Source organism: Ottowia sp. SB7-C50, assembly GCF_033110285.1.
Lineage (GTDB): Bacteria > Pseudomonadota > Gammaproteobacteria > Burkholderiales > Burkholderiaceae_C > Ottowia.
The window spans coordinates 3,210,981-3,236,774 of sequence record NZ_CP136995.1; the positions used below are offsets into that span (position 1 = coordinate 3,210,981).

At 68.2% G+C, this 25,794-nt stretch carries 29 protein-coding genes, 1 tRNA gene and 1 pseudogene; 8 read left to right on the top strand and 23 right to left on the bottom strand.

Going from position 1 to position 25,794, the window contains the following annotated elements:
* Positions 1-49 precede the first annotated feature (49 nt).
* Complete coding sequence (priA, locus tag R0D99_RS15310; protein ID WP_317749040.1) at positions 50-2,155, top strand: replication restart helicase PriA; 2,106 nt, start codon at positions 50-52, stop codon at positions 2,153-2,155.
* Positions 2,156-2,325: 170 nt separating this feature from the next.
* Positions 2,326-2,694 (top strand): hypothetical protein, encoded by a 369-nt coding sequence (locus R0D99_RS15315; RefSeq protein ID WP_317749041.1) that lies wholly within the window; start codon positions 2,326-2,328, stop codon positions 2,692-2,694.
* A gap of 19 nt (positions 2,695-2,713) precedes the next feature.
* Here the strand turns inward: R0D99_RS15315 and R0D99_RS15320 are convergent, their stop codons facing one another.
* Entirely contained in the window at positions 2,714-3,679 is a 966-nt protein-coding gene (locus R0D99_RS15320; RefSeq protein WP_317749042.1) for an AEC family transporter, read from the bottom strand.
* A gap of 145 nt (positions 3,680-3,824) precedes the next feature.
* Positions 3,825-4,403: a chalcone isomerase family protein gene (locus R0D99_RS15325; RefSeq protein WP_317749043.1), complete on the bottom strand. Its 579-nt coding sequence runs from the start codon at positions 4,401-4,403 to the stop codon at positions 3,825-3,827.
* A gap of 209 nt (positions 4,404-4,612) precedes the next feature.
* Between R0D99_RS15325 and R0D99_RS15330 the strand changes: the two genes are divergently transcribed.
* Together R0D99_RS15330 and R0D99_RS15335 are read left to right on the top strand one after the other, a co-directional pair.
* Positions 4,613-6,658 carry an ATP-dependent helicase gene (locus R0D99_RS15330; RefSeq protein ID WP_317749044.1) on the top strand — a complete coding sequence of 682 codons (2,046 nt, stop codon included), beginning with the start codon at positions 4,613-4,615 and terminating at the stop codon, positions 6,656-6,658.
* An 89-nt stretch (positions 6,659-6,747) separates the two neighbouring features.
* Positions 6,748-7,161 (top strand): hypothetical protein, encoded by a 414-nt coding sequence (locus R0D99_RS15335; RefSeq protein ID WP_317749045.1) that lies wholly within the window; start codon positions 6,748-6,750, stop codon positions 7,159-7,161.
* A gap of 62 nt (positions 7,162-7,223) precedes the next feature.
* Here the strand turns inward: R0D99_RS15335 and R0D99_RS15340 are convergent.
* From R0D99_RS15340 to R0D99_RS15440, 21 genes and pseudogenes are all read right to left on the bottom strand, one after another.
* Positions 7,224-7,300 (bottom strand) — tRNA-Met (locus R0D99_RS15340).
* A gap of 22 nt (positions 7,301-7,322) precedes the next feature.
* Positions 7,323-7,712 carry a 50S ribosomal protein L17 gene (gene rplQ, locus R0D99_RS15345; protein ID WP_317749046.1) on the bottom strand — a complete coding sequence of 130 codons (390 nt, stop codon included), beginning with the start codon at positions 7,710-7,712 and terminating at the stop codon, positions 7,323-7,325.
* Positions 7,713-7,926: 214 nt separating this feature from the next.
* Positions 7,927-8,922, bottom strand: a complete 996-nt coding sequence (locus tag R0D99_RS15350; RefSeq protein WP_317749048.1) for a DNA-directed RNA polymerase subunit alpha — start codon at positions 8,920-8,922, stop codon at positions 7,927-7,929.
* Positions 8,923-9,034: 112 nt separating this feature from the next.
* Positions 9,035-9,658, bottom strand: a complete 624-nt coding sequence (rpsD, locus tag R0D99_RS15355; RefSeq protein WP_317749049.1) for a 30S ribosomal protein S4 — start codon at positions 9,656-9,658, stop codon at positions 9,035-9,037.
* Positions 9,659-9,804: 146 nt separating this feature from the next.
* Positions 9,805-10,209, bottom strand: coding sequence for a 30S ribosomal protein S11 (gene rpsK, locus R0D99_RS15360; protein WP_317749050.1), 405 nt, complete (start codon positions 10,207-10,209; stop codon positions 9,805-9,807).
* A gap of 18 nt (positions 10,210-10,227) precedes the next feature.
* Entirely contained in the window at positions 10,228-10,593 is a 366-nt protein-coding gene (gene rpsM / locus R0D99_RS15365) for a 30S ribosomal protein S13 (RefSeq protein ID WP_317749051.1), read from the bottom strand.
* Between the two features lie 40 nt (positions 10,594-10,633).
* Positions 10,634-10,747: a 50S ribosomal protein L36 gene (gene rpmJ, locus R0D99_RS15370; protein ID WP_011481465.1), complete on the bottom strand. Its 114-nt coding sequence runs from the start codon at positions 10,745-10,747 to the stop codon at positions 10,634-10,636.
* Between the two features lie 66 nt (positions 10,748-10,813).
* Positions 10,814-12,127, bottom strand: coding sequence for a preprotein translocase subunit SecY (gene secY, locus R0D99_RS15375; RefSeq protein WP_317749055.1), 1,314 nt, complete (start codon positions 12,125-12,127; stop codon positions 10,814-10,816).
* A gap of 30 nt (positions 12,128-12,157) precedes the next feature.
* Complete coding sequence (rplO, locus tag R0D99_RS15380; protein WP_317749056.1) at positions 12,158-12,589, bottom strand: 50S ribosomal protein L15; 432 nt, start codon at positions 12,587-12,589, stop codon at positions 12,158-12,160.
* Between the two features lie 11 nt (positions 12,590-12,600).
* Complete coding sequence (rpmD, locus tag R0D99_RS15385) at positions 12,601-12,786, bottom strand: 50S ribosomal protein L30 (protein ID WP_180550655.1); 186 nt, start codon at positions 12,784-12,786, stop codon at positions 12,601-12,603.
* Between the two features lie 15 nt (positions 12,787-12,801).
* Positions 12,802-13,323 carry a 30S ribosomal protein S5 gene (rpsE, locus tag R0D99_RS15390; RefSeq protein ID WP_317749057.1) on the bottom strand — a complete coding sequence of 174 codons (522 nt, stop codon included), beginning with the start codon at positions 13,321-13,323 and terminating at the stop codon, positions 12,802-12,804.
* 17 nt (positions 13,324-13,340) lie between these two features.
* The gene (gene rplR / locus R0D99_RS15395) at positions 13,341-13,706 is read right to left on the bottom strand and encodes a 50S ribosomal protein L18 (RefSeq protein ID WP_317749058.1); all 366 of its coding nucleotides are present in this window, start codon (positions 13,704-13,706) and stop codon (positions 13,341-13,343) included.
* Between the two features lie 11 nt (positions 13,707-13,717).
* Complete coding sequence (gene rplF / locus R0D99_RS15400; RefSeq protein WP_317749059.1) at positions 13,718-14,251, bottom strand: 50S ribosomal protein L6; 534 nt, start codon at positions 14,249-14,251, stop codon at positions 13,718-13,720.
* Positions 14,252-14,263: 12 nt separating this feature from the next.
* Complete coding sequence (gene rpsH, locus R0D99_RS15405) at positions 14,264-14,659, bottom strand: 30S ribosomal protein S8 (protein ID WP_317749060.1); 396 nt, start codon at positions 14,657-14,659, stop codon at positions 14,264-14,266.
* Between the two features lie 18 nt (positions 14,660-14,677).
* Positions 14,678-14,983: a 30S ribosomal protein S14 gene (gene rpsN, locus R0D99_RS15410; RefSeq protein WP_317749061.1), complete on the bottom strand. Its 306-nt coding sequence runs from the start codon at positions 14,981-14,983 to the stop codon at positions 14,678-14,680.
* A 9-nt stretch (positions 14,984-14,992) separates the two neighbouring features.
* Positions 14,993-15,532, bottom strand: coding sequence for a 50S ribosomal protein L5 (gene rplE / locus R0D99_RS15415; protein WP_317749062.1), 540 nt, complete (start codon positions 15,530-15,532; stop codon positions 14,993-14,995).
* A gap of 8 nt (positions 15,533-15,540) precedes the next feature.
* A complete protein-coding gene (gene rplX, locus R0D99_RS15420) occupies positions 15,541-15,858 on the bottom strand; it encodes a 50S ribosomal protein L24 (RefSeq protein ID WP_317749063.1) in 318 nt (105 codons plus the stop codon).
* Between the two features lie 15 nt (positions 15,859-15,873).
* Positions 15,874-16,242 carry a 50S ribosomal protein L14 gene (rplN, locus tag R0D99_RS15425; protein ID WP_317749064.1) on the bottom strand — a complete coding sequence of 123 codons (369 nt, stop codon included), beginning with the start codon at positions 16,240-16,242 and terminating at the stop codon, positions 15,874-15,876.
* Between the two features lie 158 nt (positions 16,243-16,400).
* Positions 16,401-17,999 carry a glycerol-3-phosphate dehydrogenase/oxidase gene (locus tag R0D99_RS15430; RefSeq protein ID WP_317749065.1) on the bottom strand — a complete coding sequence of 533 codons (1,599 nt, stop codon included), beginning with the start codon at positions 17,997-17,999 and terminating at the stop codon, positions 16,401-16,403.
* Between the two features lie 113 nt (positions 18,000-18,112).
* Positions 18,113-19,661, bottom strand: a pseudogene (glpK, locus tag R0D99_RS15435) (glycerol kinase GlpK).
* A 52-nt stretch (positions 19,662-19,713) separates the two neighbouring features.
* Positions 19,714-20,343 carry a GntR family transcriptional regulator gene (locus R0D99_RS15440; protein ID WP_317751136.1) on the bottom strand — a complete coding sequence of 210 codons (630 nt, stop codon included), beginning with the start codon at positions 20,341-20,343 and terminating at the stop codon, positions 19,714-19,716.
* Positions 20,344-20,668: 325 nt separating this feature from the next.
* Here R0D99_RS15440 and R0D99_RS15445 point away from each other — a divergent pair, with 325 nt between their 5' ends.
* The 4 genes from R0D99_RS15445 to R0D99_RS15460 all read left to right on the top strand — a co-directional run bounded on the left by R0D99_RS15445 (position 20,669) and on the right by R0D99_RS15460 (position 25,738).
* A complete protein-coding gene (locus tag R0D99_RS15445) occupies positions 20,669-22,327 on the top strand; it encodes a thiamine pyrophosphate-binding protein (RefSeq protein WP_317749066.1) in 1,659 nt (552 codons plus the stop codon).
* A gap of 173 nt (positions 22,328-22,500) precedes the next feature.
* Positions 22,501-23,484, top strand: a complete 984-nt coding sequence (locus R0D99_RS15450) for a tripartite tricarboxylate transporter substrate binding protein (RefSeq protein ID WP_317749067.1) — start codon at positions 22,501-22,503, stop codon at positions 23,482-23,484.
* A 186-nt stretch (positions 23,485-23,670) separates the two neighbouring features.
* A complete protein-coding gene (locus tag R0D99_RS15455) occupies positions 23,671-24,528 on the top strand; it encodes a VOC family protein (RefSeq protein ID WP_317749068.1) in 858 nt (285 codons plus the stop codon).
* Positions 24,529-24,565: 37 nt separating this feature from the next.
* Positions 24,566-25,738: an esterase-like activity of phytase family protein gene (locus R0D99_RS15460; protein WP_317749069.1), complete on the top strand. Its 1,173-nt coding sequence runs from the start codon at positions 24,566-24,568 to the stop codon at positions 25,736-25,738.
* Positions 25,739-25,794: the final 56 nt, after the last annotated feature.

Sequence of the window (25,794 nt, forward strand, 5' to 3'; positions counted from 1 at the left end):
TCGTTAGTGCAAGTGAATTACATGCTTTTGCCTACAAGGGCGACAAGGCATGACCCACTGGCTGTCGGTGGCTGTCCCCACGCCCGCCCACAGCGGGCTGGGCGAGCCCCTGACCTACCGCGCGGACGCGCCCTTGCCCGCCGGCAGCATCGTGCGCGTGCCGCTGGGCGCGCGCGAGGTGCTGGGCGTCGTCTGGGGCGAAGCGCCTGCGCCGTCGGCTGAGCTCGCGCCCCAGGTGCGCGCCATCGCCGGCGGCTTTGACGGCCTGCCGCCGCTCACCGACGACTGGCGGGCGCTGATCGGCTTCACAGCGCGCTATTACCAGCGCGCACTGGGCGAAGTGGCACTGGCCGCGCTGCCGCCCCAGTTGCGCACGCTGACCGGCGTGCAGCTGGCGCGGCGCCTGAAGCGGCTGGCGGGCGCGGCGCCACCAGAAGATGCCCCGGCCGACGACTGTCGCACCTTGACCGGCGAGCAGGCCGCGGCGCTGGCGCGCGTCGATGAAGGCGGCGGGCCGTTTCTGCTGTTCGGCGCCACCGGCAGTGGCAAGACCGAGGTGTACCTGCGCGCGGCGGCACGTGCCCTGGCGCAGCACGCATCGGCCCAGGTGCTGGTGCTGGTGCCCGAGATCAACCTCACGCCCCAGCTGCTGGCCCGCTTTGCCGAGCGCTTTGGCACCGGCGCCGTGGTGGCGATGCACAGCGGGCTGACACCCGCGCAGCGCCTGGCGGCCTGGCTGAGCGCGCACCTGGGCCAGGCGCGCATCGTGCTGGGCACGCGCGTGGCCGTGCTGGCCTCGCTGCCGGGGCTGCGGCTGATCGTGGTCGACGAAGAGCACGACCCCAGCTACAAGCAGCAGGAAGGGGCGCGCTATTCGGCACGCGACCTGGCCGTGTACCGCGGCAAGCTGACCGGCGCCACGGTGGTGCTGGGCTCGGCCACGCCGTCGCTCGAAAGTTGGCACGCCAGCACGCCCGCGCCCGACGGGCCGGGGCGCTACGTGCGCCTGGCCATGCCGCGCCGCGTGGGGCTGGGGCCGGACGACGACCCTGCGCTGGGCCTGCCCCGCGTGCGCCGCGTCGACATGGGCCGACAGCCGCGCGACGCGCTGATCGCGCCGCCGCTGATGGCGGCCATTGCCGAGCGCGCGGCGCGCGGCGAACAGTCGCTGCTGCTGCTGAACCGCCGCGGCTGGGCGCCGGTGCTGCACTGCGCCGACTGCGGCTGGCACAGCGAGTGTCCCCACTGCAGCGCCTTCCGCGTCTTCCACAAGATCGACCGCACCCTGCGCTGCCACCACTGCGGCCTGACCGAGCGCGTGCCGCGCGCCTGCCCGGCCTGCGGCAACCTGGACATCGGCACGCGCGGGCGCGGCACCGAGCAACTGGAGGAGCGCCTCGTCGAATGGCTGGCGGACGCCACGCGGCCGGATGGCGAGCGCGTGCGCGTGGCCCGCGTCGACGCCGATTCCACGCGCGGCGCAGGGCAGCTCGAAGCCAGCCTGGCGCGCGTGCATGCGGGCGAGGTCGATGTGCTGGTGGGCACGCAGATGATCGCCAAGGGACACGACTTTCGGCGCGTCACGCTGGTGGCCGCCGTCAACCCCGATGCGGCGCTGTTTTCGAGCGACTTCCGCGCACCGGAGCGGTTGTTTGCGCTGCTGATGCAGGCCGCAGGGCGCGCCGGGCGCGACACGCGCACGGGCCAGGCCGAGATGTGGGTGCAGACGCATCACCCGCAGCACCCCTTGTTCGGATCGCTCAAGGCGCACGACTACCCCGGTTTTGCGGCGCGCGAACTGGCCGAGCGCGCGCAGGCCGGCCTGCCGCCGCATGCGCACCTGGCATTGCTGCGCGCCGAAGCGCGCACCCAGGACGCGGCGCAGGCCTTTCTGACGGCCGTGGCCGAGGCCGCCCGTGACGCCACGCGCGCCGACCCGGCAGCGGCGCACGTGCATTGGTACCCGGCGGTGCCGCTGGCCGTGCAGCGCGTGGCCGGCATCGAGCGCGCCCAGATGCTGCTGGAAAGCTCGAGCCGCGCGGCCTTGCAGCGCGTGCTGGCGGCGTGCCAGCCCTGCCTGCACGCCTTGCGCGCGCAGCCGGCACACCGCGGCGTCGTCCGCTGGGCGGTGGACGTGGACCCGCTGGCGGTCTGATCGACGCGCCGCCCGCGCTGTCCCGGACTTGAGGCCTTGTCCGACAGGGCCGGCCCACACCCGTGGCTAGAGTCGGTCGCTACCGAGCGGGCCTTGCCCTGGCGCCAGGCCCGATGACAGCGGCAGCCACCGTGGCGGCTGCCGCCCCCCCGATCAGAAAGGAATCGACCATGAAGAAACTGCTGACCCTGCTGGCGCTGTCTGGCGCCGTCGCCCTGCCCGCGCTGGCGCAGATGAGCCCCGCCCAGACCAACCTGGACCCGAACGCAGCCCGCAAGGAAGCACGCAATGCGCGTGGCGGCCAGCTGGCGGCGGTGTCGTCCGACCAGGCCATGGCCAACGCCCTGGCGCGCTGCGCCAACCTGCCCGCTTTCTACAAGACCGACTGCGAAGCGCGCGTGCGCGGCCAGGGCGAAGTGTCGGGCAGCGTGATCGGTGGCGGCCTGGTGCGCGAAAGCGTGACCACCATGCCCCAGACCGAGCTGGACGCCGCCATTCGCGCGCAGCAGCCCATGACCCTGCCGCCCGCCAGCCGTTAAGCGAGCGATTCGCTGCGCTTCAGCGCAGCAAAGCCACCGCGCCCGCGAAGGTAAAGAACGCCAGCGCGGTGGACCAGAGGATGATGCGCGCCACGCGCCCGTTGTCGGCGCCATAGCGTTCGGCCAGCAGCGACACGTTGCTGGCCGATGGCAAAGCGGCCGTCAGCACCAGCGGCACCAGCGCCGCAGGCGGTAACGCGCCTGTCGTGGCTGCCAGCGTGCCCAGGCCCCACACCAACATCGGATGGAGCAGCAGCTTGGCCGCGGTGACGGCGCCGACGTCGTTCAGGCGCGCCTGGACGGGCGCGGCTTTCACCTGCATCTGTGAGCGCGCCAGCACGGCACCGATGGTGAACAAGGCCACGGGCGATGCGGCGTCGGCCAGCAGTTCAACAGCGCGACCCAACGGCGCCCACAAGGCCAACCCGAGCGCGCCCGACAAGGCGCCCAGCAGAATCGACCACGGCATCGGGTTGCGCAGTACGCCTTTCAACGTGCGCGCCACGGCCTGCAGGGGGCCTTGCCCGTCCGCCGCACCTGCGCCCAGATGGGCCAGCCCGATGCACAGCGAGGTCGTCACCACCAGGTCCACCAGCAGCGTCGCCATCACCGGCCCCACCGCCTGCGCACCCAGCAGGGCCAGAATGAGCGGCACCCCCATGAAGCCCGAGTTGGGAAATGCCGCGACCAGCGCGCCCAGTGCGGCGTCGGGCCAGCCGGCGCCCTGGCGCCGCGCGAGCCATGTGGTGCTGGCGATCAGCACCGCCGCCGCCGCCAGCCACACCGCGGCGATCATCGGGTCGAACAGCTGCAGCAGGGGCGTCGTGCTGCCGAACCGCCACAACATGCACGGCAGCGCGAAATACAGCACGAACATGTTCAGCCCCGGCACCGCGTCGATCGGCAGCAGGCGCGAGCGCGCGGCCAGGTAGCCGCACAGCACGAGGGCGAAGAACGGAAAGGTGACGGCGAGGATTTCGGCCAAGGCGAGCGGTCGAGGCGACAAAACGCCTTGCACGATATCAAATCGTCGGCTGAGCCGCCCCGCGCCCGGCCTTTGCCGCGCGGCGCGCGTCAGCCCTGGTGCAGCGTGTCGGTCGACTTGGGCGGCGCACCCAGCAACGCATCCTTCAAACGGCTGTCCACCGGCCTGGGCCAACCCAGATGCGCAACATGGCTTCGATGAAGCCGGCGTCGGTGACGGTTTCGCCCTTCTGCACGTTGTCCACGTAGAACGTGGTGCCCTTGCCCGGCACATAGTCCAGCCGGAAGGTCTGCCCTGGGCCCACTTTCGTCACGGTGCTGAAGACGCGCGACAGCTTGTCCATGAAGCCGGCGATCACGGCGTGCCGGGAAGGGTCGGCGTTTTCACGCATCCCGCGCACCATCGCAATGCCAAGCTGGTCGGTGGCAATATCGCGCAATGCGATGAAGCTCACGCGCTTGGCACCGGGCAGCGCCAGCAGTTGCTCCGCGGTCGTAGCCTTGGAAGTCGTGTAGAAAGCGATTTCGTAGACTGGGATGACTGCGCGGTAGCGTGTCCCGTGCCCGTTGATCTGAAGGCTTTGGCCGGCGACCTGCGCCGTGGGCTCGAATTTCTTGCTTTGGGCCTGAACCAAGGGGGTCGACACCAGCGCCGCAGCGAGCAACACGCTTTTGACCCAGATTCCAATCGTCATGTAGTTCATCTCCCTGAAGTTGTGCGGCATGATCGCCTCTCGCGTCGCTTTGGAAATTAGAACCTGCGTATCGGCTTTTGGGGCGCGCGGCGCTGCTTTTGACCTTGAACAAACCCATGAGATGTGCGTTTGTTCCGCACCGCGATTAGCCCGATTTTTTAGACCGTGACCTCTCACCATTTCAGGCCCTCAATACGCCGCGTTGAGATCGCACGACCCGCGCGTTGCCCAGCCTCTTCATGACCGCATCCCTCAACCTGGCCCAGCAAGACGCGGTCAACCACCTGCGCGGGCCGTGCCTGGTGCTGGCCGGCGCGGGCTCGGGCAAGACGCGCGTCATCACCCACAAGATTGCCCGCCTGATCCAGACCGGCGTCGACGGCAAGCGCATCGCCGCCATCACCTTCACCAACAAGGCCGCCGCCGAGATGCGCGAGCGCGCGCGCGGCCTGGTGGGCAAGGCGGCGGGCGAGGTGCTGATCTGCACCTTCCACGCCCTGGGCGTGCGCCTGTTGCGTGAAGACGGGGCGGCGCTGGGGCTGAAGCCGCACTTCAGCATCCTCGACAGCGACGACGTGCTCAGCCTGCTCAAGGACTGCGGCACCACCACCGACGCCGCCACCGCGCGCCAGTGGCAATGGACCATCAGCGGCTGGAAGAACGCGGGCCTGAACGCCGCGGCCGCGCTGGCGCAGGCCACCAGCGAGGGCGAGCGCCAGACCGCGCAACTGATGGCGCGCTATGAAGAGCGCCTGTCGGCCTACCAGAGCGTCGATTTCGACGACCTGATTGGCCTGCCCCTGCGCTTGCTACAACAAAATGAGCAGGTGACCGAGAAGTGGCAAGCGCGGCTGGCCCATGTGCTGGTGGATGAGTACCAGGACACCAACGCCACGCAGTACGAGCTGATGAAGCGGCTGGTCGGCGCGCGCGGCAGTTTCACCGCGGTGGGCGACGACGACCAGAGCATCTACGGCTGGCGCGGCGCGACGCTGGACAACCTGCGGCGCCTGCCGCTGGACTTTCCGCAGCTGAAGGTCATCAAGCTGGAGCAGAACTACCGCTCCACCGGCGCCATCCTGCGCGCCGCCAACAACGTGATCGGGCCCAACCCCAAGCTGTTTCCGAAGCGGCTCTATTCCGAGCTGGGCGAAGGCGAGCCGGTGCGCGTCGTCGCCTGCGACCACGAGGCCCACGAGGCCGACCGCGCCGTCGCGCGCATCCAGTCCTTGCGGCAGACGTCGACGCACAAGGACTGGCGCGACTTTGCCATCCTCTACCGCGCCAACCACCAGGCCAAGGTGTTCGAGCAGGCGCTGCGGCGCGCGCAGATTCCGTACAAGGTTTCGGGCGGGCAGAGCTTCTTCGACCGGGCCGAGATCAAGGACCTGTGCGCCTGGCTGCGCCTGTGGGTCAACGAGGACGACGACCCCGCCTTCCTGCGCGCCGTCACGACGCCGAAGCGCGGCATCGGTCACCAGACCCTCGCGCAGCTGAGCGAGTTTGCGGCCAAGGCGCACCTGTCGCTGTTCGGCGCGCTGTATGCGCATTCGCTGGGCGCGGCGTTGCCGGCGCGCGCGGTGGGCAGTCTGCAGGAGTTCGGGCGCGAACTGAACGACCTGCGGTATCGCGCGCGCCACGCCGTCGGCCGCGACGCTGCGCGCACCTTGCTGGACGATTGGCTGGCGGCCATCCATTACGAAAAGCATCTGCACGACACCAGCGACAGCCCGGGGCAGGCGGCGGCGCGCTGGAGCAACGTGATCGACTTCCGCGACTGGATGGCCGATCGATGTGGCGGCCAGGTGGCCGACGCCGCTGGTGTGTCGCGCCCCGAGGAGCCGCGAACCCTGCTCGACGTGGCGCAGACGATTTCGCTCATCTCGACGCTGAACGAGCGCGAGCAGGACCCGAACGTGGTCACGCTGTCCACCCTGCACGCGGCCAAGGGCCTGGAATGGCCGCACGTGGTGCTGGCGGGCGTCAACGAGGGTCTGCTACCCTTTCGTCCCGACGAGGACGCGGGCGCCGCCGCACAGGCCGCGCGCATCGAGGAAGAGCGCCGCCTGATGTACGTGGGCATCACGCGCGCGCAGCGCACGCTGGTCGTCAGCTGGACGCGCCGCCGCAAGCGGGGCCGCGAGATCGTGGCGGCGCAACCCAGCCGCTTCATCGCCGAAATGGCCCTGGACCAGGCCACGGTGCGCGAAGACCCGCGCGAAAAGCTGAAGGCGCTGCGCGCCGAGTTTGCGCAGCGTGCGGCCAGCCAGCCGACCGGCGCCTGACAGGAGACCACCCGATGAACGCCGCAACGCTCCGGATTACTTCGTTTTTGATAGCTGCATGCGCTTTATGCGCCTGCGCTGGAAGCCAAATGACCACGAATCCATCGTCACCTGACGGCGATGCGTTGGTGGCCTGCCCCGACGTGACGCGCCTGCACGCCGCGCAGCTGCACGGCAGCTGGGAACTGCTGCTGGTGCAATCCGGCCAGCGCGGCCAGCTCACGCTGTCGCAGCACCCGGAATTCAACGCCAGCCTGCGCGGTGAACTGCGCTACGGCGGCCAGCGCTCCATCGCGTCCGGCGATGTGGAAGACGGCGAATTCAACCTGGACGAGTCGCGCGATGGCAAGACGCTGTTCGCGTTCTGGAGCGGCCATCTCGTGCCCGCAGCGTGCGGCGCGGAAATCCGCGGCAAATGGCAGCCGTTGGCCAAGGAGGGCCAGCCCGTACCGGTCGAGAGCGACTTCGTCCTGCGGCGTCAGGCCGCTGCGCCGGCCTGGTAGCTTCGCCGAAATCCATCACACCAAGAAAAAAGCCCGCTGCAAGAGCGGGCTTTTTGGCTATTTGGTTGCGCGAGAAGGATTTGAACCTCCGACCTTTGGGTTATGAGCCCAACGAGCTACCAGACTGCTCCATCGCGCGGTAAGCCTCAAATTATAGCCGATTATTCAGCGGCTTGCTCGCCGTCTGCAGCCACCGGACGATCGACCAGCTCCACGAAGGCCATGGGGGCGTTGTCGCCCACGCGGAAGCCCATCTTCAGGATGCGGGTGTAGCCACCCGGACGCGCGTTGTAGCGCGGGCCCAGGTCGGTGAACAGCTTGGTCACGCTGGCGTCGTCGCGCAGGCGGGCGAAGGCCAGGCGGCGGTTGGCCACGCTGTCTTTCTTGGCCAGGGTGATCATGGGCTCGACGACGCGGCGCAGTTCCTTGGCCTTGGGGACCGTGGTCTTGATCGCTTCGTGTTCGATCAGCGAGTTCATCATGTTGCGCAGCATCGCCTGACGGTGGGCGCTGGTGCGGTTGAGTTTGCGAAGGCCGTTGCCGTGACGCATGGTGCTTTTCCTTTCAAAGGTTTCTTTATTAACAGGACCGCCGGATCAGGTACGGCCCTTGCACGGGGTGCCCCAACAAAGGGCGGTACTACTTCAAAAACAGTTGGCTCCGGCGCAAGCCATGCGCGGGTGCCGTGGAAACGGGCTTGCCTTGGCCCGGTCACTGGTGCTATCCCCCGCAAGGGGAAGGCGCACCAGCGCCTGAGGGCAAGACTTACCTTTTATCCAGGCCGGACGGCGGCCAGTTCTCGAGCTTCATGCCGAGGGTTAGGCCGCGCGACGCCAGCACTTCCTTGATCTCGTTGAGCGACTTGCGACCCAGGTTGGGGGTCTTCAGCAGTTCGTTCTCGGTACGCTGGATCAGGTCGCCGATGTAATAGATGTTCTCGGCCTTCAGGCAGTTGGCCGAGCGCACGGTCAGTTCGAGTTCGTCCACCGGACGCAGCAGGATCGGGTCGAAGCTGGCGGCCCCGCCACGCTGGGAGGCCTGCGCACCGAACACTTCTTCGACGCTGCCCTCAAGCTGCGCGAACACGGCCAGCTGCTCCACCAGAATCTTGGCGGAAGCGCGCACGGCGTCTTCGGCGTTGACGGCGCCGTTGGTCTCGATCTCCATGACCAGCTTGTCCAGGTCGGTACGCTGCTCGACGCGCGCGTTCTCGACGGCGTAGCTGACGCGCTTGACGGGCGCGAACGACGCGTCCAGCACGATGCGGCCAATGGACTTGGTCGGCTCGTCAGCGTAGCGGCGCAGCGTGCCCGGCACGTAGCCACGGCCCTTCTCGACCTTGATCTGCATGTCGAGCTTGCCGCCTTGCGACAGGTTGGCAATGACGTGCTCGGGGTTGATGATCTCGACGTCGTGCGGAGTCTGGATGTCAGCGGCGGTGACCACGCCTTCGCCGTCCTTGCGCAGGCTCAACGTGACTTCGTCGCGGTTGTGCAGCTTGAACACCACGCCCTTGAGATTGAGCAGGATGTTGACCACGTCTTCCTGCACGCCGTCGATGGACGAGTATTCGTGCAGCACGCCGGCAATCGTCACCTCGGTCGGCGCATAGCCGATCATGGACGACAGCAGCACGCGACGCAGCGCGTTGCCCAGGGTGTGGCCATAGCCGCGCTCGAACGGCTCGAGCGTGACCTTCGCCTTGTTGTGGCCCAGGGGCTCGACGTTGATCGCTTTGGGTTTCAGCAGTTGGGTTTGCATTTTTCCTAGACTTCCTCTCAATACCCCCGGCTCGTTACACCGGTAAGGCTGGTGAAGCGCCAAACCCGCCAGGGCGGCGGGTCGGATGAGATGGCGCGCTGAAATTCAAGGATCAGCGCGAATACAGTTCGACGATCAGCGATTCGTTGATATCGGCACCGAATTCATCGCGATCAGGCACTTTCTTGAACGTGCCTTCGGCCTTGTCGGCATTGACTTCGACCCATGCCGGGAAGCCCACCTGGCCGGCCAGCTGCAGCGCTTCCTGCACGCGGGTCTGCTTCTTGGACTTTTCGCGCACGGCCACCACGTCGCCGGTCTTGACCATGTACGACGGGATGTTGACCGGCTGGCCATTCACGGTGACGGCCTTGTGCGACACCAGCTGACGCGCTTCGGCGCGCGTCGAGCCGAAGCCCATGCGGTACACGACGTTGTCCAGGCGAGACTCGAGCAGGAACAACAGGTTGGCGCCGGTGTTGCCACGGCGGCGGTCGGCCTCGGCAAAGTAGCGGCGGAACTGCTTTTCGAGCACGCCGTACATGCGCTTGACCTTCTGCTTCTCGCGCAGTTGCAGACCGTAGTCGGAGGTGCGCTGGCCCGAAGTGCGGCCGTGCTGGCCGGGCTTGACGTCGAATTTGGCCTTGTCGCTGATCGAGCGGCGTGCGCTCTTCAGGAACAGGTCGGTGCCTTCACGGCGGGAGAGTTTGGCCTTGGGGCCGAGGTAACGTGCCACTTGGATTTTCCTTGGTTTGATCTGCCCCGGCCAGATTACCGGGGGAGCCAGCAATCGCGTGCGATGCCGGCGGTGGGCTTAACAAAAACGAGAAAACCGACAAAAGAACAAGGCGTGCGCAGCAACGCCTTGTTGGTCCGTCGTTATCAGATCCTGCGGCGCTTCTGCGGACGGCAGCCGTTGTGCGGCACCGGGGTCACGTCAGAAATCGACGTGATGCGGATGCCCAGCGCGGCCAGTGCACGCACCGACGACTCGCGACCGGGGCCAGGGCCCTTGATCTCGACGTCCAGGTTCTTGATGCCCTGTTCCATCGCGGCACGGCCGGCCACCTCGGACGCAACCTGCGCCGCGAACGGCGTGGACTTGCGCGAGCCCTTGAAGCCCTGGCCACCCGACGACGCCCACGACAGGGCGTTGCCCTGGCGGTCGCTGATGGTGATGATGGTGTTGTTGAACGACGCGTGCACGTGGGCAATGCCGTCCGAAATGTTCTTGCGGACTTTCTTGCGCACGCGCTGGGCGGCGTTGCTGGCGGGAGATTTGGCCATGTCTTTACCGTTCCTTGATTACTTCTTCAACGCCTGCGCGGCCTTGCGCGGGCCCTTGCGGGTGCGGGCGTTGGTGCGCGTGCGCTGACCGCGCATCGGCAGACCGCGGCGATGACGGAAACCGCGGTAGCAGCCGATGTCCATCAGGCGCTTGATGTTCATCGTGGTCTCGCGGCGCAGGTCGCCCTCGATGATGAACTGTGCGATCGCATCGCGGATCTTTTCCTGATCGGCGTCCGTCAGGTCCTTGACCTTCTTGGAATACGGAATGCCACAGGCTTCGCAGATCTTGCGTGCGCGCGTGCGGCCAATGCCGTAGATCGCCGTCAGGCCGATTTCGGCGTGCTTGTGCGGCGGAATGTTGATACCAGCAATACGTGCCATGGTCTTCTAGTCCTCTGAACTCTTTGGCCAGCGCTGGCGATCAGCCCTGGCGCTGCTTGTGGCGCGGGTCGGTGCAGATCACGCGCACCACGCCCTTGCGGCGAATGATCTTGCAGTTGCGGCAGATCTTCTTGACCGAAGCTGAAACTCTCATTTCACTCTCCTAAAACTCTCTCGTTACGACCGTGGACCGGACCCCGCCAACCACGGCCAATGCGCATCACAGCGCAGTCTTGAAATTGGCCTTCTTGAGCAATGACTCGTACTGCTGGCTCATCAGGTAGTTCTGCACCTGCGCCATGAAGTCCATCGTCACCACCACCAGGATCAGCAGCGACGTGCCACCGAAATAGAACGGCACGTTGTAGCGCAGGATCAGGAATTCCGGCAGCAGGCACACGGCCGTGATGTAGATGGCGCCCGCCAGCGTCAGCCGCATCAGGATCTTGTCGATGTACCGCGCCGTCTGATCGCCCGGACGAATGCCCGGAATGAACGCACCGCTCTTCTTCAGGTTGTCGGCCGTCTCACGACTGTTGAACACCAGGCCCGTGTAGAAGAAGCAGAAGAAGATGATGGCCGCCGCATACAGCATGACGTAAATGGGTTGCCCCGGCGTCAGCGTCGATGCGATGTCCTTCAGCCAGCGCATCGAATCGCCCGCGCTGAACCAGCCCACGATGGTGGCCGGCAGCAGGATGATCGACGACGCGAAGATCGGCGGAATCACGCCAGCCATGTTCAGCTTGAGCGGCAGGTGCGACGACTGGCCGCCATACACCTTGTTGCCCACCTGACGGCGTGCGTAGTTCACCAGGATCTTGCGCTGGCCGCGCTCGACGAACACGACGAAGTAGGTCACCAGGCACACCAGGGCCACGATGAACAGCGCCACGATGATGCTCATCGCGCCGGTGCGCACCAGCTCCAGCAGCCCGCCCACGGCATTCGGCAGACCGGCAGCAATGCCGGCGAAGATCAGGATCGAAATGCCGTTGCCCAGACCGCGCTCGGTGATCTGTTCGCCCAGCCACATCAGGAACATGGTGCCGGCCGTCAGGCTGACCACCGCGGTCAGGCGGAAGCCCCAGCCCGGAGCGATGACCAGGCCTTGCGATGCTTCCAGCGCCACGGCGATGCCGAACGACTGGAACAGCGCCAGGGCCAGCGTGCCATAGCGGGTGTACTGCGTGATCCTGCGACGTCCCGCCTCGCCTTCCTTCTTCATCTGCTCGAAGGTCGGCACGACGTAGGTCATCAACTGCATGATGATCGACGCCGAGATGTACGGCATGATGCCCAGCGCGAACACCGTGAACCGCGACAGCGCACCACCCGAGAACATGTTGAACAGGTTCAGGATGCCGCCCTGCTGGCCCTGGAACAGCTGACGCAGCTGGTCCGGGTTGATGCCAGGCACGGGAATGTGCGCGCCGATGCGGTACACGACCAGCGCGAGCAGCAGAAACACCAGCCGGCGACGCAGGTCGCCGTACTTGCCGGTTTTCGCGATTTGCGGTCCGCTGGTGGCCACTACTCAATCACTTTCAACAATCTGGATGCTTCAGGCCAACGCACCACCGGCGGCCTCGATGGCAGCCTTGGCACCGGCGGTCGCGCCGACGCCCGTCAGCTTGACGGCCTTGGTCAGTTCGCCGGACTTGATGACCTTCACCACCTTGACGATCTCGCGCACGAGCCCGGCCTTCTTGAGGGCGAGCACGTCCACTTCGGCAGCGCCCAGGCGCTCCAGGTCGGACAGGGTCACTTCGGCGTTGTACTTGAGCGAGGCCGACTTGAAGCCACGCTTGGGCAGGCGACGCTGCAGCGGCATCTGGCCGCCTTCGAAGCCGACCTTGTGGTAGCCACCGGCACGCGATTTCTGGCCCTTGTGGCCGCGACCGGCCGTCTTGCCCAGGCCGGAGCCGATGCCGCGACCCACGCGGCGGCGCGCCTTCTTGGCGCCGTCGGCGGGCTTGATGCTGTTGAGTTCCATGATCGGGTTCCTCAGACGATCTTGACCAGATAGTCGATCTTGTTGATCATGCCGCGCACCGCAGGCGTGTCCTGCAGTTCGCGCACGCTGTTCAGTTTGCGCAGGCCCAGGCCGCGCACGGTGGCGCGGTGCGATTCCTTGCAGCCGATGGGGCTGCGAACCAGCTGAACCTTGACGGTTTTCTGCTCGGTTGCCATGTCTTGACTCCTGCTTTAGGCGGCGAAGATGTCTTCGACCGACTTGCCGCGCTTGGCCGCCACTTCGGCCGGCGTGGTGCTGTGGCGCAGCGCATCCAGCGTCGCGCGCACCATGTTGTAGGGGTTCGACGTGCCGTGGCTCTTGGCCACGATGTCGGTGATGCCCAGCACCTCAAACACGGCGCGCATCGGGCCGCCGGCGATGATGCCGGTACCGCGCGGGGCGGGCGCCATCATCACGACAGCGGCGCCATGGTGGCCGGTCACGTTGTGGTGGATGGTGCCATCCTTGAGCGACACCTTCAGCATGTTGCGGCGGGCCTCTTCCATGGCCTTCTGCACGGCGGCGGGCACTTCCTTGGACTTGCCCTTGCCCATGCCGACGCGGCCGTCGCCGTCGCCCACCACGGTCAGCGCGGCGAAACCGAGGATACGGCCACCCTTGACCACCTTGGTCACGCGGTTGACCGCGATCATCTTCTCGCGCAGGCCGTCCTCCGGACCGTCACCCTGCGTTCTTGCCTGAAACTTTGCCATTTGTCTGTCCTGCCTTCTTAGAACTGCAGACCCGCTTCACGGGCGGCGTCGGCCAGGGCCTTGACGCGGCCGTGATACGCGAAACCCGCGCGATCGAAAGCCACTTTTTCGACACCGGCGGCCTTGGCACGCTCGGCGATGCGCTTGCCGATCTGCTGCGCGGCAGCGACGTTGCCGCCCTTGCCAGCCGCGCCCAGCTCCTTGCGCATGTCGGCCTCGGCGGTGGAGGCGCTGGCCAGCACGCGGCAGCCGTCCTCGGACACCACGGTGGCGTAGATGTGCAGGTTGGTGCGGTTCACGCTCAGACGGGCAACGCCCTTGTCTGCGATGCGGATGCGCGTCTGACGTGCACGACGAAGACGCTGCTCTTTCTTGGTCATCATGATGCAGGTCCTTATTTCTTCTTGGTTTCCTTGATGACGACGCGTTCGTCGGCATACCGGATACCCTTGCCCTTGTAGGGCTCGGGCGGACGGGCGTCGCGGATGTTGGCGGCCAGCTGGCCCACCACCTGGCGATCGGCGCCCTTGACGATGATTTCGGTCGGCGTCGGCGTGGTCACGGTGACGCCCGCCGGCATTTCGAAGTTGACCGGGTGCGAATAACCGATGGCCAGGTTCAGCTTGTTGCCTTGAGCCTGGGCACGGAAGCCTACGCCCACCAGCGTCAGCTTCTTCTCGAAGCCCTTGCTGACACCCACCACCATGTTGTTCACCAGCTGGCGCATGGTGCCGCTCATGGCATTGGCTTCGCGCGACTCGTTGGCCGGCTCGAACGACAGCTTGCCGTCCTTGGCCACCACGTTCACCAGGTCGTTGGCGGCGAGCTTGAGCTCACCACCGCTGCCCTTGACGGTGATCTGGTCTTCCTTGATCTGAACGTCGACGCCCTGAGGAACGGCGACGCCCATCTTTGCAATGCGGGACATGTTCGCTTCTCCTTACGCGACGTAGCAGAGCACTTCGCCGCCGACACCGGTGGCACGCGCCTTGCGATCGGTCATCACGCCCTTGGGCGTGGTCACGATGGCCACGCCCAGGCCGTTCATGACCTGGGGAATGGCGTCGCGGCCCTTGTACACGCGCAGGCCGGGGCGGCTGACGCGCTCGATGCGCTCGATGACCGGGCGACCGGCGTAGTACTTGAGGGCAATTTCCAGCTCGGACTTGCCGCCGTCGGACTTGACTTCGAAACCGTCGATGTAGCCCTCGTCCTTCAGGACCTGGGCAATGGCCACCTTGACCTTGGACGACGGCACCGACACGGTCTGCTTGGCCACCATCTGCGCGTTGCGGATGCGGGTCAACAGATCGGCGATGGGATCACTCATGCTCATGTTGTTCTCTCCTGCCGATTACCAGCTGGCCTTGGTGATGCCGGGAATCTGGCCTTCGAAGGCGAGTTCGCGGATCTTGGCGCGGCCGAGGCCGAACTGGCGGAACGTGCCGCGCGGGCGGCCGGTCATCTCGCAGCGGTTGCGCTGGCGAGTCGGGTTGGCGTTGCGCGGGAGCTTCTGCAGCGCCAGGCGGGCCTGCGCGCGCTCGTCGTCGCTGCGCTTGGCGTCGTTGGCGATGCTTTTCAGCTCGGCGTGTTTCTTGGCGAATTTGGCGACGAGCTGCTCGCGCTTGAGCTCGCGTTCGATCAAAGCTTTCTTGGCCACGTCGCTACCTCAGTTCTTGAACGGGAAACGGAAGGCCTGCAGAAGCGCCTTGGCTTCCTCGTCGTTCTTGGCCGTCGTCGTGATGCTGATGTTCAGGCCGCGCAGGGCGTCGACCTTGTCGTACTCGATCTCGGGGAAGATGATCTGCTCTTTGACGCCGACGTTGTAGTTGCCGCGGCCATCGAAAGAGCGACCCGAGATGCCGCGGAAGTCACGCACGCGGGGGAGCGCGACGGTGACAAAGCGGTCCAGGAATTCGTACATGCGCACGCCACGCAGCGTGACCATGGTGCCGATGGGCTGCTGCTCGCGGATCTTGAAGCCGGCGATGGCCTTCTTGGCCTTGGTGACCACGGGCTTCTGGCCGGCGATCTTGGTCAGGTCGGCCACGGCGTTGTCCATGACCTTCTTGTCCGCCACGGCCTCGCTCACACCCATGTTGAGCGTGATCTTGGTGATGCGCGGCACCTCCATGGGCGACTTGTAGCCGAACTTCTTCATCAGCTCGGGCGCCACTTTTTCGCGGTAATGTTGTTGCAGTCGTGCCATGATGATCCTCAGGCCTTGATCTCTTCGCCGCTGGACTTGAACACGCGCACGCGGCTGCCGTCCTGCAGGGTCTTGACGCCGACGCGGTCGGCCTTGCCGGTGGCCTTGTTGTAGATGGCCACGTTGGACTGGTGAATGGGCATGGCCTTCTCGATGATGCCACCCGTCACGCCCTTCATGGGGTTCGGCTTGGCATGCTTCTTGACCATGTTGATGCCGTCCACCACGATGCGCTCTTCGCACACACGCAGGCTGACGGTGCCACGCTTACCCTTGTCGCGGCCGGCGAGCACGATGACCTCGTCGCCCTTGCGAATCTTGTTCATGTCGCGCCTTCCTTCTTACAGGACTTCAGGGGCCAGCGACACGATCTTCATGAAGCGCTCGGAACGCAGCTCGCGCGTAACCGGGCCGAAGATGCGGGTGCCGATGGGCTCCAGCTTGTTGTTGAGCAGCACGGCGGCGTTGCCGTCGAACTTGACGAGCGAGCCGTCACCGCGGCGAATGCCCTTGGCGGTGCGCACCACCACGGCGCTGTAGACCTCGCCCTTCTTGACGCGGCCGCGCGGCGCAGCTTCCTTGATGCTCACCTTGATGATGTCGCCGACGCTGGCGTAGCGGCGCTTGGAGCCGCCCAGCACCTTGATGCACAGGACGGATTTGGCGCCCGTGTTGTCGGCGACCTCGAGTCGAGATTCAGTCTGGATCATTTCGTTGTTTCCCAACTTGCACCCCGCCAGCCTGGCCAGCGGGATCAGTCTTGGGCCCGCGCCCTGGATAAGCCTTGCAGCCACCAGAACGGTTTAGGGGCAGATTCCTCACCCAAAATGGGCGAAGCTCTCGATTCTGGCAGTTTGTGGCGGGGCTGTCAAGCACCCCCGCCGACGCCGGTCTGGGCGTAGCTTTGCGCCAACTCGTCGAAGGCGGCCAGGTCCGGGGAGTGCCCCAATTCGCTTGCCAGCACTGCCGCCACGGCGGGGGCGGCCGCAGCGGCCTCACGCGCATCCAGAAACAGCAGGCGGCTTCGGCGCGCCAGCACGTCCTCGACGTTGCGGGCGTATTCGTGCCGCACGGCAAAGCGCACCATGGCTTCACTCAGCCCGGGCGCCAGCCAGCGGTCGGCGCCAGGCAGGCTGCTCACGATGTCGGCTTCGCTGCCGTACAGGTGCAGGCCCGGCGCCTGGCTCAGCGCCACCGGGGCGCCGCCCGGCGCGGGTGCACCGACCATCCGCAGGCCCGCCGTGTGCGACGCCCCGCGCGGCAGCAGCACGCCAGCCTGGGTGCAACGGGCCAGCACGTCTTCGGCCATGGCACGGTAGGTGGTCCACTTGCCGCCCGTCACCGTGACCAGGCCGGAGCGCGCCACCAGCACCGTGTGTTCGCGGCTGATGGCCTTGGTGTCGTCGCCCTCGCCGCTGGACTTGACCAGCGGGCGCAGGCCGGCCCAGGTGCTGAGGATGTCGGCGCGTTCGGGCGCCCGCCGCAGGTATTGGCCCGCTTCGCGCAGGATGAAGGCGATCTCGTCATCGGCCGGCCGCGGCTCCAGCGGCAGGTCGGGGCGGGGCGAGTCGGTGGTGCCCAGGATCAGCTTGCCCAGCCAGGGCACGGCAAACAGCACGCGCCCGTCGGCGGTGCTGGGCACCAGCAGCGCGTGTTCGCCGGGCAGAAACGCCTGGTCGACCACCACATGCACGCCCTGGCTCGGCGCCACGATGGGGTTGATGCCCTGTCCGGCGGCGCGCGCGTCCAGCGTGCGCAGGCCGTCCACCCAGACGCCGGTGGCGTTGACGATGCAGCCGGCCTGGATACGGAAGTCGCGCCCCGTGTCGGCGTCGCGCGCCACCAGCCCGACGGCGCGGCCGCCGTCGTGCAGCACCGCGGTGGCCGACACGTAGTTGATCAGCAGCGCCCCGTGCGCCGCCGCGGTGCGCGCGATGGCCAGCGCCAGCCGGGCGTCGTCGAACTGGCCGTCCCAGTACTTCACGCCGCCTTTCAGCCCGCGAGGCTGCGCGCCCGGCAGCATCTGAAGCGTTTCGCGCGCCGACAGCCATTCGGTGCGGCCCAGGCCGGCGCTGCCGGCCAGCAGGTCGTACATCTTGAGGCCCGTGCCGTAGAAAGGCGTGTCCCACAGGCGGTACGAGGGCATCACGAAAGGCAGCGGCTGCGCCAGATGGGGCGCGCTGTTCAGGATGTGCACGCGCTCGTGCAGCGCCTCACGCACCAGGCCGATGTTGCCCTGCGCCAGGTAGCGCACGCCGCCGTGCACCAGCTTGGTGGCGCGCGACGACGTGCCCTTGGCGAAGTCGTGCGCCTCGATCAGCACCACGCTGTGCCCGCGCTGGGCCGCGTCCAGCGCCACGCCCAGACCGGTGGCGCCGCCGCCGACGATGGCGATGTCGTATTTGCGCGGCTCGGCAAGGCGCGCCAGCAGCGCTGAACGGTCGGTCGGCAGGGGCGTGCGGGTCATCGGGCGGTGGATTTATACAAAAACCATAGCAGCGTGCGCGCTTCTGGCGTGCGCCACGGGCTTATTTTGACCTGATTTTTTGTCTGCTGTGGCCCGCCGGCGCACGGCGCGCCTTACGCCACGTCATCGCGCGCCCAGCCGCGTGCGCGGTCCACGGCTTCGCGCCAGCGGGCGATGCGCTGGCGGCGCGCCGGCTCGGGCAGGCGCGGCTCAAAGCGCCGGTCCATCGCCCAATGCTCGGCAATATCGGCACCGCCCGCCCACACGCCGGTCGCCAGCCCGGCGAGGTAGGCCGCGCCCAGCGCCGTGGTTTCGGTCACGCGCGGGCGGACCACGGGCACGCCGGCCAGGTCGGCCTGCAGTTGCATCAGCAGGTCGTTGCGGCTGGCGCCGCCGTCCACGCGCAGCTCGGTCAGCGCAATGCCCGAATCGCGGCTCATGGCGCCAAACAGGTCGGCCGATTGCAGCGCAATCGCCTCCAGTGCGGCGCGGGCGATGTGCGCGCGCGTGGTGCCGCGCGTCAGCCCCACCAGCGTGCCGCGCGCGCGGCCGTCCCAGTCCGGCGCGCCCAGGCCGGCGAAGGCGGGCACCAGAAATACGTCACCGCTGTCTTCGACGCTGGCCGCCAGCGCTTCGACTTCGGGCGCGCTCCGGATCATCTGCAGGCCGTCGCGCAGCCACTGCACCGTGGCGCCGGCCATGAATACCGACCCTTCCAGGCAGTAGGCCGTACGCGCCCCCCCACTCGGCCGCCGGCCCCTGCCAACCCACGGTGGTGAGCAGTCGGTTGCGGCTGGCCACCGGCAGGCTGCCGGTGTTCATCAGCATGAAGCAGCCGGTGCCATAGGTGTTCTTGGCCATGCCGGGGGCAAAGCAGGCCTGGCCGAAGGTGGCCGCCTGCTGGTCGCCCGCCACGCCGGCGATGGGGATCGGTGCCGCACCCAGCACGCCCGGCGCGGTTTCGCCCAGCACGCCGCTGGACGGCACGATGCGCGGCAGCACCGCGCGCGGGATGTGGAACAGACGCAGCAGCTCGTCGTCCCAGTCCAGCGTGTGGATGTTCATCAGCAGCGTGCGCGACGCATTGCTGGGGTCGGTGGCGTGCACGCCGCCGCGCGGGCCGCCGGTCAGGTTCCAGATCAGCCAGCTGTCGACGGTGCCGAAGGCCAGCTCGCCCGCCTCGGCGCGCGCGCGGGCGCCGGGCGTCTGGTCCAGCAGCCATTCGAGCTTGGTGGCGGAAAAGTAGGCGTCCAGCACCAGCCCCGTCTTGCGCTGGATCAGGCCCGCCTTGCCCTGGCGCCGCAGCGCCTCGCAGCGCGCGGTGGTGCGGCGGTCCTGCCAGACGATGGCGCGCGCCACCGGCTCGCCCGTGGCGCGGTCCCACAGCACGGTGGTCTCGCGCTGGTTGGTGATGCCGATGGCTGCAATTTTTATAGCTGACTGCGCTTGTCCTGCCTGCGCTGCAGCCAGTTTTTGCATGCATTCGCGCGCCACGGCCAGTTGGGTCGCCCAGATCTCGGCCGCGTCGTGCTCGACCCAGCCGGGCTGCGGAAAGTGCTGCGTGAATTCGCGTTGCGCCACCGCCGCCACGCGACCCTGTTCGTCAAACGCAATGGCGCGGCTGCTGGTGGTGCCTTGGTCGAGGGCGAGGAGGTAGCGCATGGCGCCAAGCGTAGCCGATGGATCGGCGCCTTTCCAGCACCGCGTGGGTCCCTCAGGACGGCTCGAATTCGCCCTGCATATAGATGCGCGCCAGCCCGCGCGTAATGGCATCCACCACCTGCTCGCGCCGCAGCGCGATGTGCTCGCCCAGGCAATGCTGGGCGGCGGTGGCATCGCCGCGCGCCAGGGCGTCGAGCAGCGCCTGGTGCTCGCGCTGGGTTGAATCGCGCCCCACGGCCTCCATGTCCAGCCAGCGGACGAAGCGGATGCGCTCGTTCAGGTTGGCCAGCAGGCGGCGCAGTTCGGCGTTGCGCGCCATGTCGGCCATGCGCAGGTGAAAGCCCTCGTCCAGCGCCACCAGTTCACGCACCGGCGTTTCTGGCGGCACCGATTTGCTGCCGGCCAGGAAGGCCTGCGCCTCGGCCAGCTGGTCGGGCGTGGCCCGGTCCAACGCCAGGCGCAGGCATTCGCGCTCAACGGCCAGGCGCGCCTCGTACAGGTCCAGCGTCTCCTGCACGTCGAGCGGGCGGCGCACGTAGCCGCGGCTGGCGGGTTCGAGGAACCCGTCCGTCACCAACCGCGCCAGCGCCTCGCGCACCGGCGTGCGGCTGACGCCCAGGCGCGCCGCCAGGTCGATTTCGGACAGGCGCTCGCCGGGCTTCAGTTCGTAGGCGATGGCCATGTCGCGCAGGCGGGCCAGCACGTCGGAGCCGCGCTCGCGCCGCGTGGCGGAGATGTCGGGCCGCGCCGGCTTGGCCGCTGCGCCGGGCGGCGACGCGCGGCCGCCGGCAGGCCGCGACGCGCCGTGCGCCCGCTGGCCCGTGCCGCCGGACGGCGCGCCTGAAATATCGCCGTGCTTGTCTTGTCGTGTCATCGAAGTTTCAGTATACTGAATTGCATGCTGAACGCGAATGTGCCGCGCCAGCGCCTGACCTGATCGCCCCCGCCCCTCCTGAAAGCGCCCCGCATGACGACCCCCCTTCACCGGCGCCGACGCGCTGATCCGCATGTTGCAGCTGAACGGCGTGCAACACATTTTCGGCCTGTGCGGCGACACCAGCCTGCCTTATTACGACGCGCTGGCGCGGCTGGACCACGGCATGACGCACATCCTGACGCGCGATGAACGCAGCGCCGCCTACATGGCCGACGGCTATGCGCGCGTCACCGGCCGCGTGGGCGTCTGCGAAGGGCCGAGCGGCGGCGGTGCCACCTACCTGCTGCCGGGGCTGGTTGAGGCCAACGAATCGTCCGTCGCCGTGCTGGGCATCACGTCCGACGTGTCGGTGACGGCGCGCGGGCGTTTTCCGCTGACCGAGCTGGACCAGAAAGCGCTGTACGCGCCACTGACCAAGTGGAACACCGTGATCAACCGCGTGGAAGAAATCCCCTCCGCCGTGCGGGCCGCCTTCCGCGCCATGACCACCGGCCGCCCCGGCGCCGCGCACATCGGCCTGCCCTACGACGTGCAGAAGCACGCGATCGCCGAATCCGACGTGTGGGCGCAGCCCGGCCACCAGACCTTTCCGGCGCTGCGCAGCGCGCCCGACGCGGCAGCGGTTCAGGACGCCGCCGAGCGCCTGCTGGCCGCCAGGTGCCCGGTGCTCATCGTCGGCGGCGGCGTGATCCAGGCCGGCGCCTGTGCCGAGCTGACCGCGCTGGCCGAAGCCCTGGGCGCGCCGGTGTGCACCACCGTCAGCGGCCACGGCAGCCTGCCCGCCGCGCACCCGCTGCTGGTGGGCGTGGTCGGCACCAACGGCGGCGTGCCCGCCACGCGCGCCGTGCTGGAACAGGCCGACCTGGTGCTGTTCATCGGCTGCCGCGCCGGCTCCACCACCACCGAGCACTGGAAGCTGCCCGGCCCCGGCGTCACCATCCTGCACCTGGACGTGGACGCCGCCACCATCGGCACCAACTACCGCACCGACGTGGCGCTGGTGGGCGACGCGCGGCTGGGCCTGCAGGCGCTGCTGAACGACATTAAAAACCATAGCAACAAAGCGACGAGCGATCAGGGCTGGGGCCAAAAAATGGCTGCGCAGGCGCGCGCCGACAAGCAGGCCTTCTTCGCCCCGCTGGCCGCCTCCACCCAGACCCCCATCCGGCCCGAGGTGGTGCTGGCCGCGCTCAACAAGCTGCTGCCGCCCAAGGCCATCGCCGTGGCCGACCCTGGCACGCCCTGCCCGTATTTCTCGGCCTACTTCCAGGCGCCCGAAGCGGGCCGCCACTTCATCACCAACCGTGCCCACGGCGCATTGGGCTATTCGATGGCCGCGGCCTTCGGCGCGCAGGTCGGCGCGCCCGATTCGGTGGTCGTCTCGGCCATGGGCGACGGCAGCTTCGGCTTCACCTGCGGCGAGCTCGAAACCATCGTGCGCTACGGCGTGCCGCTGAAGATGATCGTGTTCTCCAACAGCGTCTATGGCTGGATCAAGGCCAGCCAGAAGACCGGCTATGGCGAGCGCTACTTCTCGGTCGACTTCAACCGCACCGACCACGCCCGCGTGGCCGAAGCCTTCGGCGTCAAGGCCTTCCGCGTGCAGGACCCGCGCGACGTGGAGAGCACGCTGAAGGCCGCGCTGATGCATGATGGGCCGGCGCTGGTGGATGTGATCTCGCAGGAGTTGCAGGACACGGCGGTGCCGGTGAGCCAGTGGATGGGGTAGAAATGACGACCCCCCCTGTGGCGCTGCGCGCCTTCCCCCGAAGGGGGACGCCGCCGGTGGCCGGGCCAAGCCCGCTCCACGGCGGCCGCTGGTGTGGCCTGCTCCGCGGCCGTTTGGGGTTGGACAGCCGTCAATCGTTTTTTTGAGTATTCATGATGTCAAGAGGACTCACGATGAACCAGCGCGCCAATCGCCGCCAGCTTCTGCAAACCACTTCAGCCACTGCCCTGCTCAGCCTGCTCGGCCTGCCCGCGCAGGCGCAGGAAGGGCCGCCGCTCAAGCTGGTGGTCACGTTTCCGCCCGGCGGCAGCACCGACATCACGGCGCGCATCATGCAGCCGCGCCTGTCAGAGCTGGCCAGGCGCTCCGTGATCGTCGACAACAAGCCCGGCGCGGCCAGCCAGATCGGCACCAACTACGTGGCCAAGGCCGCGCCCGACGGCAACACGGTGCTGGTGTGCTTCGACACACACGCCATCAACCCCATCGCCAAGCCCCGGCTGCCCTACGACACCTTCAAGGACTTTGTCGGCGTCAGCCTGGCGGTGCGCTTTCCGCTCGTCATCGGCGCGTCGCCCAGCGTGCCGGGCGCCCACCTGCGTGAATTCCTGGACGCCGCGCGCAAGGCGCCGGGCAAGTTCAGCTATGCGTCGACCGGCGTCGGTTCGATGAACCATCTGGTGATGGAAGACATCAAGCGCAAGTCCAACACCTTCGTGCTGCACGTGCCGTATGGCGGTGGCGGGCCGGCCGTGGCCGCGGTGGTCAGCGACCAGGCCAGCCTGACGCTGCTGTCCTATGCCGCGCTCAAAGGCCAGATTGCCGCCGGCAAGGTCAAGCCGCTGGCCGTGACGGGCGCCAAGCGCCTGCCCGACCTGCCCCACGTACCGACGGTGGCCGAATCGGGCTTTCCGGGCTTTGAAGCGTATTCGTGGATCGGCATCTTCGCGCCCAGCGCCACGCCGCCGGCCACCGTCAAGCGGCTGACCGACGAGTTCCAGGCCACGCTGCACACGCCCGACGTGGCGAACAAGCTCACGGCCGCCGGCTTCGAGGTGATGGCCACCGACGGCCTATCGCTCGACCGTTACGCGCGCGAGCAGCACGACCGCTGGGACAAGTTCATCAAGCAGACCAAGCTGAAGCTGGACGAGTGAGATGCGCCCCCACGCTACGCCACTGCGTGTGCTGCGCTGCCCCCCGAGGGGGCCGCAGCCGCCTTGGGAGCGGCCCGGCGGCGGCTGACCATGCCCCCACGCTACGCCACTGCGTGTGCTGCGCTGCCCCCGAGGGGGCCGCAGCCGCCTTGGGAGCGGCCCGGCGGCGGCTGATCCTCGCGTCAAATGAGCCATAGGCCACAACTTGACCACGTCGTGCTGGCGGTGCACGACCTGGCCGCGGCTGCCGACGATTTCCGCGCGCTGGGTTTCACCGTCACGCCGGGCGGCGAACACACGGGCCGCAGCTCGCACAACGCGCTGATCGTGTTCGACGACGGCGCCTACCTGGAACTGAAGGCCTGGCGCGCCGCGGCGCCCGACGAGGCCTGGTGGCGCACGCTCGACGCGCATGGCGACGGGCTGGTCGACTACGCGCTGTGGCCGGCCAGCGTGCCCGCCGCGCTGGCGGCCGCGCACGCGCGCGGGCTGCACACCTTGCGCGGCCCCGTGCCCGGCCGCCGCGCGCGGCCCGACGGCGCCGACGTGCGCTGGGAAACCGCGCGCCACGACACACCCGACGTGCCCTTTCTGTGCGCCGACCTGACCCCGCGCGCGCTGCGCGTGCCCGAAGGTGCGGCGCGGCAGCACGCCAACGGCGCCACGGGCGTTGCCTGCGTGCAGATGGCCACGCACGACCTGGCGCAGACCGCCCGCCGCCACCAGGCGCTGCTGGGCACGGCGCTGTCGTGGCAGTGGGCGGGGCGCGACGGCGACATGGCCGGCCTGCGCTACCGCCTGGGTGGCACCGATTTCGAGCTTTTCGGGCCGCTGGCGCTGGCTGATCAAGCGGATATAGCTATTCAATTCATAGCAACCGATCCGTCACCCCACAGCGCTTTCGACGCCGCCCGCGCACGTTTGCGCGGGCACGGCGAAGGCCCGTTTGCCTGCCGCCTGCACGCAGCCGCGGGGTCGCCCGCCCGCGTGCTGGATCCCGCGCGCACGCACGGCGCGCGCCTGGTGCTGGGCCAAGCCGGATGAGTGCGCCAGCGCGTGCGCCGGCTTAGACTCCCGCGCCATGGTGCATCCCAACCCCACCGCTTTCCGTCTGCATCGCCGCCAGTGGCTCGGCATGGCCTTGTCCGCCGCCGGCCTGCTGGCCGCCCCGGCCAGTAAAGCCCGCACGCCCGCGCGGCGCGCCGTCGCGCCCGCCCTGCGCCTGCTGGCGCACGGCAGCCTGTCCACGGGCACCGAGTTCAAGGGCACGCTGGTGGGCGGCCTGTCGGGTCTGGCGTACGACGCGCAGAACGACCTGTGGTACGCCCTGTCGGACGACCGCAGCCGCCACGCGCCGGCGCGCTGCTACGTGTTCCGCCTGCCGCCGCTCACCACGCAGCCGCTGCTGCCGCAGTGGGTCGACGTGATCACGCTGCTGGGCGCCGACGGCAAGCCGTTTGCCCGCCACGCGGTCGACCCCGAAGGCCTGGCGCTGCGGCGCGACCCGGCGACCGGCAGCGCCACGCTGCTGTGGACGAGCGAGGGCGACATCCGTGCGCAGATCGCGCCGGCGCTGTATGAATCGGCGCTGGACGGGCGGCTGCTGCGCACCTTCACCCTGCCCGATGCGCTGCGCGAGCTGGGGCGCATCGGCCGCGGCCCGCGCCACAACGAAACGCTGGAAGGCCTGGCGCTGACGCCCAATGGCCAGCACGCCTGGACCGCCATGGAAGGCGCGCTGGCGCAGGACCGCGACGGCCTGACGCCCGGCGCACCGCCCGGCCCGTGCCGGCTGACGCGCTTCGACGTGGCCAGCGGGCGCGCCGACCGCCAGGTTGCCTACCTGCCCGAAGCGCGGCCTTTCGGGCCGCTGATGCCGATGGGCGGCGTGGGCGAAAGCGGCATCTCCGAGATCATCGTGCGCGACAACGACCACCTGTGGGTGCTGGAGCGCGCCTGGACGCCCGCCACCGGCGTGTCGGCGCGGCTGTACGAAGCCGACCTGCGCCACGCCAGCGACACCCTGGCCGTTGACGCGCTGACCGGCCGCCGCTACCGCCCCTGCGCCAAGCGCCTGCTGCTGGATTTGCGCCAGTGCGGCCTGCCGCACGTCGACAACTTCGAGGCCATGGCCTGGGGCCCGCGCCTGCCCAACGGCCACCGCACGCTGGTGATGTGCACCGACGACAACTTCAATCCGCTGCAGGTGACGCAATTCATAGCGCTGGAAGCGCCACCCCCCCTGAGGCGCTGACGCGCCTTCACTCCCTCTGCGGCGCGAGGGGGACCACGCCAGTGCCCGGCGCAGGT